The organism is Nocardia sp. NPDC050630 (assembly GCF_044457245.1).
Classification (GTDB): domain Bacteria; phylum Actinomycetota; class Actinomycetes; order Mycobacteriales; family Mycobacteriaceae; genus Nocardia.
The window spans coordinates 760,019-778,429 of record NZ_JBITGN010000001.1; the positions used below are offsets into that span (position 1 = coordinate 760,019).

Annotated in this window: 18 protein-coding genes; 11 read left to right on the forward strand and 7 right to left on the reverse strand. The window is 65.3% G+C overall.

Annotated elements, in window-relative coordinates; genetic code table 11:
* Positions 1-12: 12 nt before the first annotated feature.
* Together ACIBG0_RS03370 and ACIBG0_RS03375 are read right to left on the reverse strand one after the other, a co-directional pair.
* Entirely contained in the window at positions 13-429 is a 417-nt protein-coding gene (locus tag ACIBG0_RS03370) for a hypothetical protein (protein ID WP_397028775.1), read from the reverse strand.
* A complete protein-coding gene (locus tag ACIBG0_RS03375; protein WP_397028777.1) occupies positions 396-1,241 on the reverse strand; it encodes an NAD(P)H-binding protein in 846 nt (281 codons plus the stop codon). The genes ACIBG0_RS03370 and ACIBG0_RS03375 overlap by 34 nt, the downstream gene beginning before the upstream one ends.
* A gap of 74 nt (positions 1,242-1,315) precedes the next feature.
* On the opposite strand from ACIBG0_RS03375, the gene ACIBG0_RS03380 reads away from it, so the two are divergent.
* The 5 genes from ACIBG0_RS03380 to ACIBG0_RS03400 all read left to right on the forward strand — a co-directional run bounded on the left by ACIBG0_RS03380 (position 1,316) and on the right by ACIBG0_RS03400 (position 5,871).
* Complete coding sequence (locus ACIBG0_RS03380; RefSeq protein WP_397028779.1) at positions 1,316-1,906, forward strand: TetR/AcrR family transcriptional regulator; 591 nt, start codon at positions 1,316-1,318, stop codon at positions 1,904-1,906.
* A gap of 316 nt (positions 1,907-2,222) precedes the next feature.
* Entirely contained in the window at positions 2,223-2,867 is a 645-nt protein-coding gene (locus ACIBG0_RS03385; RefSeq protein WP_397028780.1) for a PadR family transcriptional regulator, read from the forward strand.
* Between the two features lie 62 nt (positions 2,868-2,929).
* Positions 2,930-3,979, forward strand: coding sequence for an esterase/lipase family protein (locus tag ACIBG0_RS03390; protein ID WP_397028782.1), 1,050 nt, complete (start codon positions 2,930-2,932; stop codon positions 3,977-3,979).
* 85 nt (positions 3,980-4,064) lie between these two features.
* Positions 4,065-4,754 carry a TetR/AcrR family transcriptional regulator gene (locus ACIBG0_RS03395; protein WP_397028784.1) on the forward strand — a complete coding sequence of 230 codons (690 nt, stop codon included), beginning with the start codon at positions 4,065-4,067 and terminating at the stop codon, positions 4,752-4,754.
* A gap of 127 nt (positions 4,755-4,881) precedes the next feature.
* The gene (locus ACIBG0_RS03400) at positions 4,882-5,871 is read left to right on the forward strand and encodes an NAD(P)-dependent alcohol dehydrogenase (protein WP_397028786.1); all 990 of its coding nucleotides are present in this window, start codon (positions 4,882-4,884) and stop codon (positions 5,869-5,871) included.
* A 4-nt stretch (positions 5,872-5,875) separates the two neighbouring features.
* Here ACIBG0_RS03400 and ACIBG0_RS03405 read toward each other — a convergent pair whose 3' ends face one another.
* Both ACIBG0_RS03405 and ACIBG0_RS03410 read right to left on the reverse strand, forming a co-directional pair.
* Positions 5,876-7,828 carry a VWA domain-containing protein gene (locus ACIBG0_RS03405; RefSeq protein WP_397028788.1) on the reverse strand — a complete coding sequence of 651 codons (1,953 nt, stop codon included), beginning with the start codon at positions 7,826-7,828 and terminating at the stop codon, positions 5,876-5,878.
* Positions 7,825-9,219 (reverse strand): ATP-binding protein, encoded by a 1,395-nt coding sequence (locus ACIBG0_RS03410; protein WP_397028790.1) that lies wholly within the window; start codon positions 9,217-9,219, stop codon positions 7,825-7,827. The genes ACIBG0_RS03405 and ACIBG0_RS03410 overlap by 4 nt, the downstream gene beginning before the upstream one ends.
* A gap of 158 nt (positions 9,220-9,377) precedes the next feature.
* Between ACIBG0_RS03410 and ACIBG0_RS03415 the strand changes: the two genes are divergently transcribed.
* The 4 genes from ACIBG0_RS03415 to ACIBG0_RS03430 all read left to right on the forward strand — a co-directional run bounded on the left by ACIBG0_RS03415 (position 9,378) and on the right by ACIBG0_RS03430 (position 14,263).
* A complete protein-coding gene (locus ACIBG0_RS03415; RefSeq protein ID WP_397028792.1) occupies positions 9,378-10,583 on the forward strand; it encodes an AI-2E family transporter in 1,206 nt (401 codons plus the stop codon).
* 232 nt (positions 10,584-10,815) lie between these two features.
* The gene (gene def, locus ACIBG0_RS03420) at positions 10,816-11,379 is read left to right on the forward strand and encodes a peptide deformylase (protein WP_397028794.1); all 564 of its coding nucleotides are present in this window, start codon (positions 10,816-10,818) and stop codon (positions 11,377-11,379) included.
* Complete coding sequence (gene fmt, locus ACIBG0_RS03425; RefSeq protein WP_397028796.1) at positions 11,379-12,302, forward strand: methionyl-tRNA formyltransferase; 924 nt, start codon at positions 11,379-11,381, stop codon at positions 12,300-12,302. The genes def and fmt overlap by 1 nt, the downstream gene beginning before the upstream one ends.
* 491 nt (positions 12,303-12,793) lie before the next feature.
* On the forward strand, positions 12,794-14,263 hold the full coding sequence (locus ACIBG0_RS03430; protein ID WP_397030178.1) for an RsmB/NOP family class I SAM-dependent RNA methyltransferase: 1,470 nt from the start codon (positions 12,794-12,796) through the stop codon (positions 14,261-14,263).
* 273 nt (positions 14,264-14,536) lie between these two features.
* On the opposite strand, the gene ACIBG0_RS03435 is transcribed toward ACIBG0_RS03430, so the two are convergent.
* Both ACIBG0_RS03435 and ACIBG0_RS03440 read right to left on the reverse strand, forming a co-directional pair.
* On the reverse strand, positions 14,537-15,391 hold the full coding sequence (locus ACIBG0_RS03435; RefSeq protein ID WP_397028798.1) for an RNA polymerase sigma factor SigF: 855 nt from the start codon (positions 15,389-15,391) through the stop codon (positions 14,537-14,539).
* Positions 15,391-15,813 (reverse strand): ATP-binding protein, encoded by a 423-nt coding sequence (locus tag ACIBG0_RS03440; RefSeq protein WP_397028800.1) that lies wholly within the window; start codon positions 15,811-15,813, stop codon positions 15,391-15,393. The genes ACIBG0_RS03435 and ACIBG0_RS03440 overlap by 1 nt, the downstream gene beginning before the upstream one ends.
* Before the next feature lie 96 nt (positions 15,814-15,909).
* On the opposite strand from ACIBG0_RS03440, the gene rpe reads away from it, so the two are divergent.
* A complete protein-coding gene (rpe, locus tag ACIBG0_RS03445; RefSeq protein WP_397030180.1) occupies positions 15,910-16,566 on the forward strand; it encodes a ribulose-phosphate 3-epimerase in 657 nt (218 codons plus the stop codon).
* Between the two features lie 12 nt (positions 16,567-16,578).
* Here the strand turns inward: rpe and ACIBG0_RS03450 are convergent, their stop codons facing one another.
* Positions 16,579-17,049 carry a hypothetical protein gene (locus ACIBG0_RS03450; RefSeq protein WP_397028802.1) on the reverse strand — a complete coding sequence of 157 codons (471 nt, stop codon included), beginning with the start codon at positions 17,047-17,049 and terminating at the stop codon, positions 16,579-16,581.
* Positions 17,050-17,625: 576 nt separating this feature from the next.
* Here ACIBG0_RS03450 and ACIBG0_RS03455 point away from each other — a divergent pair.
* Positions 17,626-18,252, forward strand: a complete 627-nt coding sequence (locus ACIBG0_RS03455; RefSeq protein ID WP_397028804.1) for a riboflavin synthase — start codon at positions 17,626-17,628, stop codon at positions 18,250-18,252.
* The last annotated feature ends 159 nt before the right edge of the window (positions 18,253-18,411 follow it).

Below are 18,411 nucleotides of genomic sequence, written 5' to 3' on the forward strand. Positions count from 1 at the left end.
GCGCACCGTCGCCTACGACCACTTCCAACTCGCCTGGAACAGGCGCGAGCAGCACAGATCGTGCGTAGCCAGCGGCGCCGTTTTCGCGAGGTTGCGGACATGGTTCCAACAGATCGAAAGAAACTGCCACCGGTCCACTTTCGTGCTACAGATCCGAGTGCCCCCGATATCGAACGGTTCTGGGGCGAGCACAACGATCCGTATCGCGCGGAGTTCCCTGGCCGGATCGATGGACACCCGGAGACCAAGCGGAAATCGATACGCCGATGCGCTCCAATAGGCGAGCGATGGCGGACAAGAAGCCTCGTCGATGATCTCGACGAGGCGCTGCTCGCCCTCGGCGTCGATGTGCGAGATCGCCAGGGCGAGCAGCAAATGCGCAACGGTGGCCAGTGTCAGCCGAAGATGGCGCGATTGCGTTGCGCCCATTCGGCATACGAGGTCGCGCGCCGCCCGAGTACCCGTTCGACATCGGTGCTGACCTGTTGCTCGGCGGGCGTCGGCGTGCCGAGGATATCGAGCGTGCCATCCGCGACATCGTCCGGCATGAATCGCAACATGCCGGAACGCGCCTGCTCGCGGGTCAATTCGACGAACCGCAGCGGGGTTCCCAACGCAGCTTCGACGGCACGCGCCTGCTGACGCGGACTGATCGTGGCGGGACCGGTCAGTTCGTAGGTGCGTCCGGAATGTCCGTCCGTGCGCAATACGGTCGCCGCGACTTCGGCGATATCGCCGGGATCGATCGCGGGCAGCGCGATATCAGCGAAGGGTGCGGCAATCAATTGCTCGGCCCGGATCGACTCGATCCACGCGTAGGTGTTGGAGAAGAATCCGGTGGGCCGCAGAATCGTCCAGTCCACCTCCGATCGCTGCAGCGCGGACTCGAACGCATGCAGTCGCGCATGTGAGACGAGTCCGGGCCGCGTACCCGTCGCCTGCGACGAGAGCAGCACTATCTTCTTGACTCCGCCCGCCGCGGCGACCTCGATGAACCGCACCGGATCAGGTCCGGTCACCAGTTGAGGTCCGGTCAGCAGCAGGAAAAGGGCCTCCGCGTTTTCGACTGCGGGGGAGAGGCTTTCGGGATCCGCCAGATCAGCCCGCCGATGCCGAACGCCGTCGGGCACCGCGATGTCCTGAGTCCCACGGGATACGGCGGTCACCTGCTCGCCGGCGGCGGCAAGGTGCTGGATGAGGGTTCGTCCGATATTGCCGGTCGCTCCGGTCACTACGATCACGTTCACTCCTGAGTTAGTTAACTGACTAAATCGACCGTAGTCGATGTAGCGGAAGCTTGTCTATAGTTAGTTGTGTGACTAACTCAGTCGAAGGTCGGCGCATGACGCCCAAGGCGGGCAAGCGGGAACGTCTCGCCGCCGCGGCCGCCCAGGTGTTCCACGAGCAAGGTGTGGAGAAGACGACCATCGCCGATATCGCGCGGGCCGCCGAGGTTCCGCTCGGCAATGTGTACTACTACTTCAAGACCAAGGATCAGCTGGTGGAGGCCGCACTCGGCGCACATGCGCGGACGCTGCGGGAGTTGATCACCGCGCTGGAGTGCTACGACGAGCCGCAAGACCGGCTGAAGGCGCTGGTTCGCGGCTGGGTCGACCAACGAGACAGTGCCGCGCAGTTCGGTTGCCCCACCGGAACTCTGGCCTCGGAGCTGGGCAAACGTGGCGACGGGCTGGAGCTGGCATCGGCGGCGAGTATGCGCAGGCTGCTCGAGTGGATCGAGCAACAGTTCATCGCGATGGGTCGCGCGGATGCGAGGGAGCTCGCGGTTGCGCTGTTCGCCGCCTATCAGGGGATCTCGTTGCTGACCAATACTTTCCGCGACCCTCAACTCATGGTGACCGAGGGGCTTCGGCTCGAGCGCTGGATCGATTCGCTTGCGCCCTAACCGCTGCGGTTGCCGTCTGTAGGTGCCGACCGGCATTCGGCAGTTCGTTGGCAACTTGCTCAACCGGCGCATTCCGCGCATGTGACAAGTCCCTATACAGCTTGGTCGACGAAGTGCGGCCGTTCCTCATATCAGTCCGAAGTCGAGGGCCGCGGTGGTGGTGGTCTTTGTTCGACGCCGGATAGGTCGTCGACGCCGGCGCTGACCTCGGTGAGAGCACTCGGTCGGTTCGTGTCGCCCATCACACTTGCATGCGATGCATTGCCGATATATCGTCGATACTGTGAGATATACACGAGAGCCCAAGGAGGCTGACATGGAAAACATCGAATACGGAGAATTCAGAGGTCGGGGTCGCTGGCGCAAGCCGGGGCACGACGAGGGTGACGCCGGTCGTCGCCAGCATCGCCGCGGTGGGCGGCATGGTTTCGGACCCGAGTTCGGGCCGGGTTTCGGTCCTGGTTTCGGGCCGGGCTTCGGACGTGGGCGCGGCCGCGGCGGTCGGGGCAGGCGCGGCGACGTACGTGCTGCGGTGTTATTGCTGCTCACCGAGCGTCCGATGCACGGCTACGAGCTGATTCAGCAGATCAGGGAGCGCAGCGACGATGTCTGGCGCCCGAGTCCGGGATCCATCTACCCGGCGCTCGCACAGCTCGAGGATGAGGGGCTGGTGCTCATCGAGAAGGTCGCCGGTCGCAAGACCGCCAAGCTCACCGATGCGGGCGAGACCTATGTCGCCGAGCATCGCGACGAACTCGGCGATCCGTGGGCTGATGTCAAAGAGGATGTCGGCACCCAGGCAATGGATCTGCGCGCGCTCATCGGACAGCTGATGGGTGCGGCTGCTCAGGTCGCGGCGGCGGGTACTGCGCAGCAGGCGACTCGGGCCGCGGAGGTGCTGACCGAGGCGCGCAAGTCGCTATACCGCATTCTCGCCGAGGACGACGCCCCCGAAAAGTGATGGCAATGTGAAATATCGCCTGAGCGTGCACTTTTCGAGCTGATCGGGTACATCATTGTGATATGGAACAGCCAAGTTGGTCGTGGGGTTGGGGAGTATCACAGTTCAGGCGTGCGGTGTCTGCCGGTGTCTTGGCCGGAGCCGTCTTCATCGGCTTCGGCGCGGCACCCATAGCGGGTGCCGAACCAGCTGATCCCGCGCCGGTGAGTGCGCCGATCGCCGGATATCGTCCGCCGGATGTACCCACCCAGACCGGCCCGTTCCAATCGGACCATCTGGCCGCCGCGGTGTATCAGAAGGCGCACAAGAACATTGCCCCGGCCGGTACCAACGACTTCGATTGCAAGCCGACGCGCGAGCATCCCCGCCCGGTCGTCCTCGCGCACGGCACCGATTCCTCGGCCTACTCCGACTGGGCGGCCATCGGTCCGCAGATTTCGGCGCTCGGCTTCTGTGTCTTCGCACTCAATTACGGCGGTGCGCCCGGCAAAGACACCTGGGGCACCGAGGACATGTGGGTCAGCGCCTACCAGTTCGGCGCATTCGTCGACCAGGTACTGGCCGCTACCAATGCCACCCAGGTCGACATCGTGGGATTTTCCCAGGGCGCGAACGTCACTCGCTACTACGTGAACAAGCTCGGCGGCGCGCCGAAAGTCGGTCAGTGGATCGGCCTCGCATCGCCGAGTTACGGCGGGGTGATGTATGGACTGGTGCCGGTGGCGCAGTCGATTCCGGGTGCGCTGCAGGCCTTCGCGCAGGTCACCTCGCTCGCCGCGGTGCAGCAGGTGCAGGGGTCGTCTCTGATGGTCGAACTCAATGCAGGCGGTGACACCGTGCCCGGCCCGCACTATGTGACCATCGGCAGCCGTGTCGACGAGATGATTCAGCCGTTCAGCAATATCGCCCTGCATGGCCCGAATGCGGAAAATATCGCACTGCAGGACGAGTGTCCGGTCGACCAGACGGGTCACTTCCACATGGTCTACGACCCATTCGTGCAGGAACTGCTGCTGCGGACGCTGGACCCGGTCCACGCACCCGCTCCCACCTGTCGGGAGGTGCCGCTCGGCACTGGCATCCCCGAGGTCATCATCGCCGGACATTCCTGAATCCTGGTGACCGGGCGGAGGCATCGATCCTTCGCCCGGTTTCTGCTCTCCATACCGCACTAACGCCGTATGGGAGGATTCGTAGATGCCCGCCGAAGTCGAGTCTCGAATCCCGTTGAGCCGGATGCGAGTACTTTCCGCGGCGATCGGCATCGCCGACGAGAGTGGTATCGAAGCGCTGACGATGCGTCGGTTGGCAGAACTGCTCGGGGTCGAGGCGATGTCGCTGTATCACCACGTGGCCAATAAGGAAGATGTGCTCGACGGCGTGGTCGATGTCATCGTGGGGGAGATCAATCAGGTCGTTGCCGACATTGATGCGCCCGCTGCCGCTGCCGCCTGGAAGCAAGCCGTGCGGCAGCGGATTCTATCGGCGCGCGAGGTGCTGCTCAGACATCCGTGGGCGCCCGGTGTGTTTCAGACGCGGACCAATACCAGCCAGGCCGTGCTGCGCTACTACGACGGCCTGCTCGGGCTGATGCGCGCGGGCGGTTTCTCCTACGACCAGACTCACCATGCGATGCATGTACTCGGTAGTCGGGCACTGGGTTTCACCCAGGAGTTGTTCGATCCCAGCGACGGACCGGTCGATGCGGAAGCAGTTGCCGCGCTCGAAGCAATGGCCGAGGCGCTCCCGAATCTGGTCGGGATGCTGCGCGAGGTCGCCCACGACGATCCGGACTCGACGCTCGGTTGGTGTGATGACCAGTTCGAATTCGAATTCGCGCTCGATCTGATTCTCGATGGTCTCGACCGTTTGCGTGAGACTGCTTGACCCGTAATGACTTCGATCGGAGTGGCTCGCTGCGGCTATTGACGAGCCTTACAACGTAAGGGTACCTTACGTCGTAAGGCTCATGAGCGCGGGCTGCGTCTCGGTGCCGAGATCTGAGGAGAACACGATGAAGGCCTATGTCCTTCGTGCATTCGGACCACCGGAGCAGCTGACTCTCACCGATATCGATCAGCCGGTACCTGCCGACGACGAGGTATTGGTTCGCGTGCGGGCAACCTCGGTACAGCCCTATGACTGGCATTTCCTGCGCGGAGAGCCATATATCGCGCGGTTGATGGGTGGGGGCGTCGGATTGCGTAAGCCGTCCATCGCCATCCTCGGCGCCGATGTGGCGGGCGTGGTCGAAGATATCGGCAAGGCGGTGACCGGATTCCGGCCCGGCGATGAGGTATTCGCGATGCTCAGAGGCGGTGGCTTCGCCGAGTACGTATGTGTCAGGGCAAGCGAATTGGCGCCGAAGCCGAAGAATCTGTCGTTCGAGCAGGCGGCCGCGGTACCGCTGGCGGCAAATACCGCGTTGGTGGCGCTGCGTGACGAGGGACGGATCGAAGCTGGGCAGCGGGTATTGATCAACGGCGCCTCTGGAGGCGTCGGCACGTTCGCCGTGCAACTCGCGCATGCATTCGGCGCGGTCGTCACCGGTGTTTGCGGCACGCGGAACATGGCGCTGGTCCGCTCGCTCGGTGCGGATGCGGTGATCGACTACACCGCAGCGGATTTCACGCGCAATGGGCAGCGCTACGACCTGCTGGTGGATATCGCGGGAAGCCGCTCGATGTCGGCAAGCCGCCGCGTGCTGACTGCCCAGGGCACTTATGTCGCGGTTGGCGGCCCGGCGGGTCGTTGGCTGCAACCTGCCGGACGGATATTCGCGGCCTTGGCGCTCGGGCCGTTCATCTCGCAGCGAGTGGCATTGGCGGAGGTGACCCGATGCGCTCGCAACAGGGAAAATCTCATGGCGCTTACCGAGCTCATCGAGGACGGAAAGATCACCCCGGTCATCGACCGGACCTATCCGTTCATCGAAATACCCGCGGCCGTGCGATACCAAGAGGAAGGCCACGCCACGGGAAAGGTTGTCGTGGTCGGCGACTAGCGGATCAACGGCGCCTGCCGCGCAGGTAGTCGCTGACCACTGCGGCACCGAGTCCGTCCAGATCCGGCGCCACCACCCGCCCGCCGCTGCGCCGTGCGACCAAATCGACGAATGCGGCCAGGCTCGGGTCCTCGCCGAGCATGAAGACGGTAACCGATGCGCCGAGTTTGGCCAGGGCATCGACCTGGGCCATCGTCACGGCCAGCGTGCGCGGTGCGGTCGGCCAGTTGAAGTAGGCCGCGCCGTTCGGCTCCAGGTGCGCGGTCGGCTCGCCGTCGGTCACCACGAGCACGACGGGCACCGCGTCCGGATGTCTGCGCAGATGGCGTGCGGCCAGCAGCAGTGCGTGGTGCAGGTTGGTGCCCTGTTCCCAAACGCCTTCCAGCGCGGTCAGTTCGCCGATATCGACGGTGGTGGCGTGCCGACCGAAGGTGATCAGACTCAGTGCGTCGGAGCGGAATCGGGTACTGATCAACTGATGCACCGCGAGGGCGGTGCGCTTCATCGGCAGCCACCGGCCTTCCTGCACCATCGACCACGAGGTGTCGACGCAGAGTGCGACCGCGGCCCGCGAGCGCTGCTCGGTTTCCATGATCTCGACATCGGATACATCGAGCCCGACGCTGCGACTGCCCACCGACATCGAACGCAATACCGCATTGCGCACGGTCTTCGGTACATCCCACGGTTCGGTATCGCCGAACTGCCATGCCCGGGTAGCGCCCGTCGGCTCGCCCGCCGCACCGGCCAACCGGGTGTCCCGCTCGCCGCGCCGAGACCGCAACTGCCCGATGACATCGCGCAGCGCGGTCTCGCCGAGCCGTCGTAAAGCCTTGGGCGTCAACCGAAGTGACCCGTCCGGTGCCCGTTCGAATACGCCCTGTCTGCGCAGTTCGCGTTCCAGCTCGGCCAGTCGCGCGGCATCCACACTGGCGTCCTCGCCGAGTTGGCGGGCCAGGGCGTCCAGATCGATATCCTCGATACTGGCACCCGGATACGACTGGCTGAGCTGCTCGGCAAGCGCGTCCAGTTCGGCGAGATCCTGCAGGGCTTGGGTGCCCGCACCGAGGCCCAACGGGTCGTTGCCGCGAAACCGTTGGCCGGAGTCCCAGTCCTCGCCCGGGCGCAGTTCCCGGAGGGCGGCGTCGAGGGCGGCGACCTGCTGGGCAATGCGCGGATCGCCGAATGCCTGCCCGATCAGCTCGGCCAGTTCGGCTTGCTGCTCTGCCGACATCGAGTTCAGCATGCGCTGTGCGGCGGCGGACCTGGCGGCGAGCGCATCGATCAGCTCATCGGTATTGCGCGGATTCTCCGGGAAGAATTCGCCGTGTTCGGCCATGAATTCGGCGAACTGCTGTTCGGTGTCCTCGCCGCGTGCATGCGCGGCGAGCAGGTCGTTCAGATCGGACAGCATCCGTCCGACGCGCTCGACGTCCTCGGGTGTGGTGTTCTCCAGCGCCTGTTTCATGCCCTGGAACCGGGATTCGAGCAGGTCCTGACCGAGCAGGTCACGGATCTTCTGGTAGTTTGCCCTGCCGGTTTCGGATCGCCACTGGTATCCGGCCAGCTCGTTGACCGCGGCCGCGGTGCTCGGCGGCAATGCGTCCAGCTGTGCTTCGGCGAATCTGGCGTCGTCGGAGGGATCCGGGAACAATTCGCGGCGTTCCGCTTTCAGAGCCTGCTCGAGCAGTTCACGGACCTGTTGCAGGGTGCCGTCGAGCCGGTGTCGGCGACTGATCTCCGCGCGGCGCTGCCACACCTGCCGGGTGAGCTCATCGAGCCCCCGCGTTTCCCGCATACCGCGGCGCAGCAGCTCCTCCAATGCGGTGCGGGGCGAACTGCCCTCCATCACGTCGCGCCCGATCAGGTCCAGCGCTTCGCGCAGATCCAGCGGGGGCGCCAGCGGATCGGGCCCATCGTGATACGGCCCGTAGGCGTAACGGTCCGGGGCGGTCACGAGCCGTACACCGCGACGCCGTCGTCGGAATCCTTGGCGATCTGGCGAGCCAAGTAGAGGGCTTCCAGCGCGAATTCGACCGCCGATGCAATCCGAGCAGGCGGTTCGTCCGCGCCGACCCCGAGCCGACGCGCGACCTCGTGCAGGACCGGCAGTTCCGGCAACGCGGACAGCACATCCTTGCCCGGTACACGTTCGCCGGTGGTGACCAGATGACCGTCGCCGACCGCCTCCGCCAACGGCCGCAGATTCAGCCCCCCCAGCAGTGCACTCCCGGCCTCGGCGAATGAACGCCGCATCAGGTGTGTGAGGTGCTCCTGCTCACGTCCTTCCTCACCGGACTCGAATTCCAGTTTGCCGCGCAATACCGCGGGTACGGATTCCAGGTCGACAGGCCGCGCGACGGCGGGGTGTTCGCCGGTCAGCGCCGACCTGCGCAGTGCGGCAGCGGCCACCGTTTCCGCGGCGGCGACCGCGAATCGCGCGGACACACCGGAGCGCTGGTCGATCGCGGACGATTCGCGCAGATGCCGTACGAACCGGGCGAGTACCTCTATCAGCGGGTCGCCGACCTCGGCGACCAGTTCGGCCTCCTGCCGGACCAGCGCCACCTCGGCCGACACGCTCAGCGGATAGTGGGTGCGGATCTCCGCGCCGAACCGGTCCTTCAGCGGGGTGATGATACGGCCGCGGTTGGTGTAGTCCTCGGGGTTGGCGGTGGCGACGAGCAGCACGTCCAGCGGTAGTCGCAGCGTGTAACCGCGGACCTGGATATCGCGCTCCTCCATCACATTGAGCAGCGCGACCTGAATGCGTTCGGCGAGATCGGGCAGTTCGTTGATGGCGACAATGCCGCGGTGGGCGCGCGGTACGAGTCCGAAGTGGATGGTCTCGGGGTCCCCGAGGCTGCGACCCTCGGCCACCTTGACCGGGTCGACATCGCCGATGAGGTCACCGACGGAGGTATCCGGCGTGGCGAGTTTCTCCGCATAGCGCTCGGTGCGATGCCGCCACGTGACCGGCAGGTCATCGCCCAATTCCTCGGCCAGTCGGCGACCGGCCGGGCTGATCGGCGCGAGCGGATGCTCGCCCAGTTCGGTACCCGCGATGACCGGGGTCCACTCGTCGAGCAGGCCGATCATGGTGCGCAGCAGCCGGGTCTTTCCTTGGCCGCGCTCACCGAGCAGGACGACATCATGGCCGGCCAGCAGCGCACGTTCCAGCTGCGGCAGGACGGTTCGATCGAAGCCGACGATGCCCGGCCACGGATCGTCGCCGGAACCCAACCGGGACAACAGGTTCTCGCGAATCTCGGACTTCACGCTGCGCGGCAGATGGCCGCCAGCGCGCAACTCGCCGACTGTGGTCGGCAGGTGCTCAGGAACAATCACCCCATCGACGCTACGTCGGTTCGGCGATATGGTCGACGTTCAGCCGCGCTCGGAAACACGCCGGAAATAACCTTGACAGGCACCGGCCGTCGGTGCTGTTTCCATGATCGGCCTACGGGTACGTCGACATGGCACAGGTCGAGCAAGAGGGCGGTCCGATGCGGAATGACGACACCGCAGAACCCGAGGAGCACCACACCCCTCGAGGGACGGAGCGGGGCCACCGGGACTTGGTCGCGCAACCCCACACCACCGACGAAGGCGGACCGATCGTTACCGCGGAAGCGGCGGCGGCGCGGGCCAGCACGGCGCAGAACCCGCTTGGCAAGCCGGGGCGACGATTCGATCCGCGATCGCCGTTCATGGTCGGCATGGCGGGCGCCGCCGGAGTGGCGGTGACCTACGGCGCGATCCAAGCACTTATCGCAGTGAGTCAAGTTCTGGTCTTGATCACCATCGCGTTGTTCCTGGCAATAGGGTTGGAACCGGTCGTATCGTGGTTGGTTCGGCCGTGGTTTCCACGATGGGCTGCCGTGACCGCCGTGTTCCTGGTCGCGATGGGTTTGCTGGCCGGGTTTCTCGCGGCCGCGATACCGCCACTGATCACCCAGGGCAGCGCGCTGGTCCACAATGCTCCGGACTACGTCGACCATCTCGCGCAACGATATCCACTGATCGATACGCTCAACACTCGCTTCCATCTCCAGGACCGCGTCCAGCAAGGACTCGGATCCGATCCCTCGAAGCTGGCCGGTGGCATCCTCGGCGCGGGCCGTCTCGTATTCAGCATCGTCAGCGGCACGGTGGTCGTCGCGGTGCTCACCGGCTACTTCATGGCCAATTTCGCACAGGTTCGAACTTCGATCTACCGACTGTTTCCACGCTCGCGCCGACCTCGGGCGATCCTGATCGGCGACGAGATCTTCGTGAAGGTCGGCGGCTACATCCTCGGCAATCTGTTCATTTCGCTGATAACCGCGGTGTTGACCTTCGTCTGGCTGCTGATCTTCGACGTGCCCTATCCGCTCTTACTGGCCGTTCTGGTTGCCGTCCTTGATTTGATCCCGGTGGTGGGCTCCACCCTGGCCGGAATCATCGTCGCCATGGTCGCGCTCACCGTATCCCTGCCCGTCACGGTGGCAACCATCATCTTCTTCATCGTCCTGCGGTTGTTCGAGGACTACGTACTGGTGCCCAGAATCATCGGGAGAACCGTGCAGGTGCCGGCGATCGTGACCGTCGTGTCGGTTCTGCTCGGCGGTGCTTTGCTCGGGATCGTCGGTGCTCTGCTAGCCATTCCGGTCGCTGCCGCGGTGCTGCTGATCATCAGTGAAACGGTATTGCCTTCTCTGGATCAGCGCTGACTACCTCTGCCGCTTCGCACGGAAATATGCGATCGGACGTACGGCGAGTGCACCGCAGACGAACGGTGATTGCGCGGTCGCCTTCGGGCGGCCGGGCGGAGGGCTGAACACCCCGCCCGGACCGCACTGGAGTTCTACCAGCTTTTTCCTGTTCAGTCGGGGAGATCGGGTGTGAACGGTGCCGCTCTCTAGAATGAGTCGACCGTATTCATCGTTTTGGGGAGCCGCCACCGTGACCATTCAGCCCGTTCGCCTCTTCGGCGATCCCATCCTGCGATCACGTGCGGCGGAGGTCACCGAATTCGATCGTGAGCTGCGGCAGTTGGTCACCGATCTGACCGAAACCATGCACGATGACGGCGGGGTCGGGATGGCCGCTCCGCAGATCGGTGTCGGTCTGCGGGTTTTCGTCTACGACACCGAGGACGCCAGCGGACATTTGATCAATCCGACCTACGAGGTGGTCGGAGCGGAGGAGCAGGTCGGGCCCGAGGGCTGCCTGTCCATTCCCGGGCTGCGCTATGACACGCGTCGCGCCCTGCGGGTACGGGCCGCCGGTGTCGACGTGAACGGTAAGCCGGTGGAATTCGCGGCCGAGGGCCTGCTGGCCAGGTGTGTGCAGCATGAGACCGATCATTTGGACGGTGTGCTGTTCATCGATCGGCTCGATCCCGCCCAGCGCAAGGAGGCCATGCGCACCATTCGCGAATCCGATTGGTTCAGTGCGGGTATCACCGTGCGCAGTTCGCGTGCACTCGGCTCGACCGAGGCCGGACCGTTCGGACGGGGTCGCTGATGCGCATTGTCTTCGCGGGCACACCGGAACCGGCCGTCCCGTCGCTGCAGCGTTTCATCGATTCCGAGCGGCACGAGGTGCTCGCCGTGCTGACCAGGCCCGATGCGATCGCCGGGCGCGGGCGCAAGGTGCAACGGTCGCCGGTCGGGCGGCTCGCCGATGAGCATGGCATTCCGGTGCTGACGCCACGGCGCCCCGCCGAGCCCGAATTCATCGAGCAGCTCACTGAATTGGCCCCCGACTGTTGTCCGGTGGTGGCTTACGGTGCGCTACTGCCGCAGCAGGTTCTCGATATTCCGCGCTTCGGTTGGATCAATCTGCACTTCTCGCTGCTGCCCGCATGGCGTGGCGCGGCGCCGGTGCAGGCGGCCATCGACGCGGGCGACGAGATCACCGGCGCGTCCACGTTCCGGATCGAGGCCGGCTTGGACACCGGGCCGGTCTTCGGTGTGGTGACCGAAAAGATCGCGGTGACCGATACCGCGGGCGCGTTGCTCGACCGGCTCGCGAACAGCGGGGCGGTACTGCTCGAGAAGACGCTCGACGGCGTGGAAGACGGGACGCTGCAAGCGGTTCCACAAGCCCAGGACGGTGTTTCCTATGCGCCCAAGGTACCGGTCGAGGCCGGACATATCCGCTGGGATCAGCCCGCGCTGGCGATCAATCGCCGCATTCGCTCGGTCACTCCCGCACCCGGTGCCTGGACCGAGGTCAACGGCACCCGCTTGAAGGTCGGTCCGGTCGAGATGGTCGAGGAAGTCCTGCCGGAACGGACGATCGAGGTCCGCAAATCCGGCGTCTTCGTCGGCACCGCGACTACCGCGGTCCGCCTCGATCAGGTCCAGCCACAGGGCAAACGCATGATGTCCGCCCTCGACTGGGCCCGCGGCGCACGCCTGCAGCCGGGCGCGGTGGTCGAATGACCACGAATCGCAAGTCCGCCGAGAAATCCGTCGACGGCGGTTGGCTCGCCCGCGCGTCGTCATCGAAAAGTGGTGCACAACGGAAGACTTCGCAGACTACGCGGAGCGACGACGAAGCCCGACCGTCGCGCACCGACCAGAGCCGTGGCGATGGGCCGCGGACCCGAGCAGAGCGGCGGAATATGACCGAACAGCGAAAATCCGCATCATCGGGGGGCGGTTCGTCCCCGCGCAGAGACTCGACTTCGGCGCAGCGCAAAGGCTCGGTGCGCGGTGGATGGCAGGGCAGCACCGCGCGGGCCGATCGGGAAGGTACCGCTGCCGGACAAAGGGATCTGGCGAAGCCCGGGAATTCGGCCGCCTCGCCAGACCAGAGTGCGCGTTCGCAGGGCAGCGGTGTGGCATCCGGCGGGCAGCGACGGGGTAATCGGTCGGATTCGGCGAAGTCCGGTTCCGCGGAAGGAAACCAAGGGCGGCCGGGTAAGCGGTCTATGGGCGGTGATGAGCGACGGTCGAATCGTGCCGGGAGTTCGGCTTCGACCGCAGGCGGCAGGGCTGGCGGCACTTCGGATCGGACCGCAAATGCACCGAAAGGCCGTGGGCGGCAAAAGGATTCAGTGACCCATGGCGATCCGGTGCGGCTGGTGGCGCGGGATGTGTTGCGGGCGGTGCGGGAGCGGGAGGCTTACGCGAATCTGGTGCTGCCGGGACTGCTGCGCGAGCGGCGGATTTCGGGGCGGGATGCGGCGCTGGCGACCGAACTGACATACGGGGCCTGCCGTTCGCTCGGGTTGCTCGATGCGGTGATCGCGGCGGGCGCTGGGCGGCCGGTTGACGAGATCGATGGGCCGCTGCTGGATGTGCTGCGACTCGGGGCATATCAGTTGCTGCGCACCCGGATCGGGGCGCATGCGGCAGTGGATACGTCGGTGGCCTTGGCGCGCATGGAATTCGGTGCGGGCAAGGCGGGTTTCGTGAATGCCGTGCTGCGGCGGGCGGGGGAGAAGTCCGTCGACGCGTGGGTGGATGAACTCGCGCCGCGAGATCCGGTGGGGCGGTTGGCTTTCGAGTTCGCGCATCCGGTGTGGATCGCGCAGGCGTTCGCGGATGCGCTCGGCGCCCGGGCCGGCGAACTGCGGGATGTGCTGGCCGCCGACGATGCTCGTCCGATCGTGCATCTGGTGGCTCGTCCCGGCGATATCACCGCCGAGGAGCTGGCACTGGTGACGGGTGGCGAAGAGGGCAAATGGTCGCCGTACGCGGTCTACCTCGACGGTGGCGGCGATCCGGGCAAGCTGGAACCCGTCCGCGAAGGTATGGCGGCAGTTCAGGACGAGGGCAGTCAGCTTGTCGCACTCGCGCTGACCCGCGCGGAATTGGAGGGCCAGGACAACGGCCGCTGGCTCGACCTGTGCGCGGGGCCCGGCGGCAAAGCGGCCCTGCTCGGTGCGATCGCCGCCATCGACGGCCATCGCGTCGACGCGGTGGAACCGGCCGAACATCGCGCCGAACTCGTCCGCAAGGTCGTGCATGACCTACCCGTCGACGTACATGTCGCCGACGGTCGCGAGAGCGGCCTGACCCCCGGCTACGATCGCATCCTCGTCGACGCCCCGTGCACCGGCCTCGGCGCACTGCGTCGCCGCCCGGAGGCGCGCTGGCGGCGGACCCCGGCCGATGTCGCCGAACTGGTCGTGCTGCAACGCGAACTCCTTACCGCCGCATGGGATCTCCTTCGCCCCGGCGGCGTGGTCCTCTACTCGACCTGCTCCCCGCACCTGCTGGAGACCGTCGCGGTGGTGGCCGACGCGGCCCGCCGCACCAACGCCATCCAACTCGACACCCGCGACCTCCTCCCCGGCGTCACCGATGTCGGCGACGGCCCCGGCGCGCAACTGTGGCCGCACCGCCACGGCACCGACGCCATGTTCCTCGCGGCCCTACGCAAGCCTCTCGAGTAGCACCAGACCTCAGATCGCGCGTCCGCCGCGACAGTCGGCCTGCGACGGTGACAGGTCGGCGGGCGTTGCTGCGGTGCGAGATGGCGGAGAAGGAGGCCATGGTCGCTTCCGGTGGCCCGGCCTTCTACACCAACCCGCACTACGACGGAAACCCTGACATCCTCATCGACCTCGACCGGATCGAGCCCGATCAACTCCGCGAGCTTGCTCGACGCCGCCTGGTGGTTGTCGGCGCCCGCGAAACTACGCAAACGGCAGGCACGCTGACGCGGCTCAGTCGCGGGCGGACTGTTCGCGCAGGCGCGCAAGGGTTTTCGCGAGAATACGCGAGACGTGCATCTGCGAAATACCCATGCGCTGAGCGATCTGGGTCTGCGTCATCGATTCGAAGAACCGCATGGTGAGTATGCGGCGTTCCCGTTCCGGGAGTCCGGCGAGCAGCGGACGGATCGCGACATACTCCTCCACCCGGTCGAATTGGGATTCCTCTTCGCCGAGGGTGTCCAGTAGCGATGCCTCGGTATCGCGCCCGAGTGAGGCGGCATCGATGGAACTCGGCTGGTAGGCGTTGCCGGCGATGACGGCCTGGGTCACCTCGTCGGGGTCCACATCGAGTTCGGCGGCAATCTCTTTCGCGGTGGGGGAGCGGCCGAGGGTTTGGGAGAGCGCGTCGATGGCCGCGCCGATGCGCAGATGAGTCTCCTTCACCCGTCTCGGTACCCGCATGGCCCAGGTGTTGTCGCGGAAATAGCGACGCACCTCACCCATGATCGTCGGCACCGCGAAGGATAGGAAGTTGGAGCCGCGCGAAATATCGAAGCGGTCCACCGCGTGCACCAAACCGACCCGCGCCACTTGCGTCAGATCGTCGAACGGCTCACCGCGACCGCTGAATTTGCGTGCGATGTGATCCGCGAGCGGAATGCACCGGCCGATCAGCTCGGCACGCAGTGCGGTATGCCGCGCGGTGCCCGGTTTACTTGCGGCGAGCTGCTCGAACAGCGCGCCGACATCGTCGTACCCCGCGCCGGACGCCTGGAGGGTTTCGACTTCCTCCGCGGCCTCTTCGGTCAGCACGGGTTCGGTGTCGTCCTGCTCGGCGTCGGACACGATGTTCTCGTCCGCCACTACGCTTTCCCCCGGACCCGACGGAACTCCACCGTCGTCGGATATCCGGATGCGGCCGAGTCGAATGGGTCCTGTGTCGCGTGTACTTCATCGGTGAGCGTGCGCAGCACATGCCAACCGAAGCTGCGCTGATCCGGCAGCCCCTCCTTCCCGGCGAGGCCGGTCACCTTGACGAGCAATTCGGTATCACCCACGGTGAACCGGCAGTGCAGGCTGGTCGCCGGTGCCGCGACCGCGATCAGCGTCGAGCACACCTCGTCCACGGCCAACCGGATATCGGCCACCTCATCGAGGGTGAAATCGCTGAGCAGCACCAGTGTTTCGGCGAGCCCGCGCACGATCGGCAGCTGCGTCACCGACGCAGCCACCCGAATCTCCACCGGGGTGCTGTAGAGCCCCTGTTCCGCCGAAATGTTGATCACCTTATGCAGGCTACCCACTCCCGGCCGGAGCAACCCTAGGTACCGGTAAGCTCCCGCGATGTGTCCTCTTCGACGTTTACGCGCCCGACCACGCCGATGATCGCCCCTTCCATCCTCGCCGCCGACTTCGCCCGCCTCGCGGATGAGGCGAAAGCCGTGCATGGCGCCGATTGGTTGCATGTCGATGTGATGGACGCGCACTTCGTGCCGAATCTCACCCTCGGACTTCCGGTGGTCGAAAGTCTGTTGAAAGCCACCGACATTCCGCTCGACTGCCATCTGATGATCGACGATCCGGCCCGCTGGGCTCCGCCCTACGCGGAGGCTGGTGCGTACAACGTCACCTTCCACGCCGAGGCGACCGACGATCCGATCGCGGTCGCGCGCGATATTCGCGCGGCCGGCGCCAAGGCGGGTCTTTCGGTGAAGCCGAATACGCCGATCGAGCCGTATCTGGAAATTCTGCGGCACTTCGACACATTGCTGGTGATGAGCGTGGAGCCGGGCTTCGGCGGGCAATCGTTCATTGCGGACGTGCTGGAAAAGTCGCGCATCGTGCGCCGACTGGTGGACGCGGGCGAGCTGCGTTTGATCGTGGAAATCGACGGCGGCATCAATGCCGACACGATCGAGGCCGCCGCGGAGGCTGGCATCGATTGTTTCGTCGCCGGATCCGCGGTCTACAACACCGCCGATCCGGGTGCGACCGTCGAAAAGCTGCGGCAGCAGGCCGCAGCGCTGCGCAGTTCCTAGCTCGCGAAACTGCTAGCGGGCGGGCGCTTTCCGGCCGCCGATGGCGCGCGTTGCCTCGATCACCGCGCTCAGCGGTGGCAGGGTCTTCGCGTTCTCCGGCGGCTGGATCCAGGTGCGATAGCCGGTGCGCTCGTCATCCGGTGAGGGCAGCACAACCTGACTCCCGGTGCAGGCGACGGTCGCGTACAGCCGGAACAACTGCGCGGAGACGGCCGCGCTGAGGGTATCGGCGCGGGTCGGACCGGTAATGAAGGTCCAGCGCTCGGCTCGCGGGTGGTGCACCACCGGTGCGGCGATCTGTGCCTGGATGAGCTGCTGCTGCACCAGTACGCCCAGTTCGGCGGGCATCGTGATCGCGCCGTAATGGGCGCCGATATGGAGCAGGATGCGGCGGGACGTCGGGTCGATTGATGCCGGCATATGAAATTCGCGCCGGTACTGCGCGCAGCGAACTTCCAGCGTCGAATCGACAAGGGTGGTCACGCAGCACCCCCATAAGTGTCGAACCTGTTTTGACCCACGGCTGTCTCTGGCTTCCTCGAGTGGTGAATGTCCCTGGATCGAACTCACCGGACCGCGTCGGACCGGGTGGAACCGTTCCGGACTGCATTGCTGGGGTCGAGTTGAACGGTAGGAATCAGCTGCATAACAATCTTGCGACCATTTTCGGCGCTGCGCAAGGTTTTGGCGTAATCGTGTTTCCGTTGGGTATTGAGACCGGTGCGACGTTAAGTGTGACGGATGAAATCCGTTCGCGTGGTTGTGGAAATGGGAATTAATAATCATTGTCGCCGGGGAAACGGCGATATTTCCGCGCGGATGCGTAATATTTCCCGTCGAAAAATAATTGCCGCTGGTTCGATGTGCGCCACGCAGACCTGCGGTCCGCTTTCCCGCTACTTGCCGAACCTCGGTATATCCACCGACCGCTGGCTGGAACCGCCGTGCCGTCTACGACTCCGCGTCGTTAGGCTGAGGAGGATCGGCGTACCGGCGGGAATAGTCGCCGGATCCCGGTTGTTCGGCAACCGTAGAAACCACGCGACAGGGAGTCAAGGCATGTTCACAGGCATCGTCGAGGAACTCGGCGAGATCGTCGCCACCGAAGAGCTGGCCGATGCCGCTCGGCTGACGATCCGGGGCAAGCTGGTCACTTCCGATGCCGGACACGGTGATTCGATCGCCGTCAACGGCGTCTGCCTGACCGTTGTCGATGTGGTCGACGGCGATTCGTTCACCGTCGATGTGATGCAGGAGACGTTGAATCGCTCCAGCATCGGCGGACTCGGCACGGGTTCGCGGGTGAATCTCGAGCGTGCGGCTGCGCTGAACAGTAGGCTCGGAGGCCACTTGGTGCAGGGCCACGTCGACGGCACCGGGACTGTGCTCGCGCGCACACCGTCGCAGAACTGGGAGGTCGTGCGCATCTCCCTGCCCGACGCGATCGCCCGCTATGTAGTGGAGAAGGGTTCGATCACCGTTGACGGTATTTCACTGACCGTCTCGGGCCTCGGCATCGCCGACGCACCGGCCGCCGACGGCAATCGGGACTGGTTCGAGGTCTCGCTGATCCCGACCACCCTGTCCATGACGAATCTGGGCGCCGCCACCGTCGGCAGCACGGTGAACCTGGAAGTCGATGTCATTGCCAAATACGTCGAACGCCTCCAACAGCGCTCTGTCTGATTTGCCGTGCCTGCGGCGCATGGGCTCGGTCCACTCGAACGCGAGACGGACCGCGAATGGTCGCTGGTAAGACTCGCTCCGTGGTGGCCGAGCGAGCGGTCGGGGTTCGCCTCAACCCGTCGACTACTGTAATGGGGCACCTATTTCGAGATGGAGCAC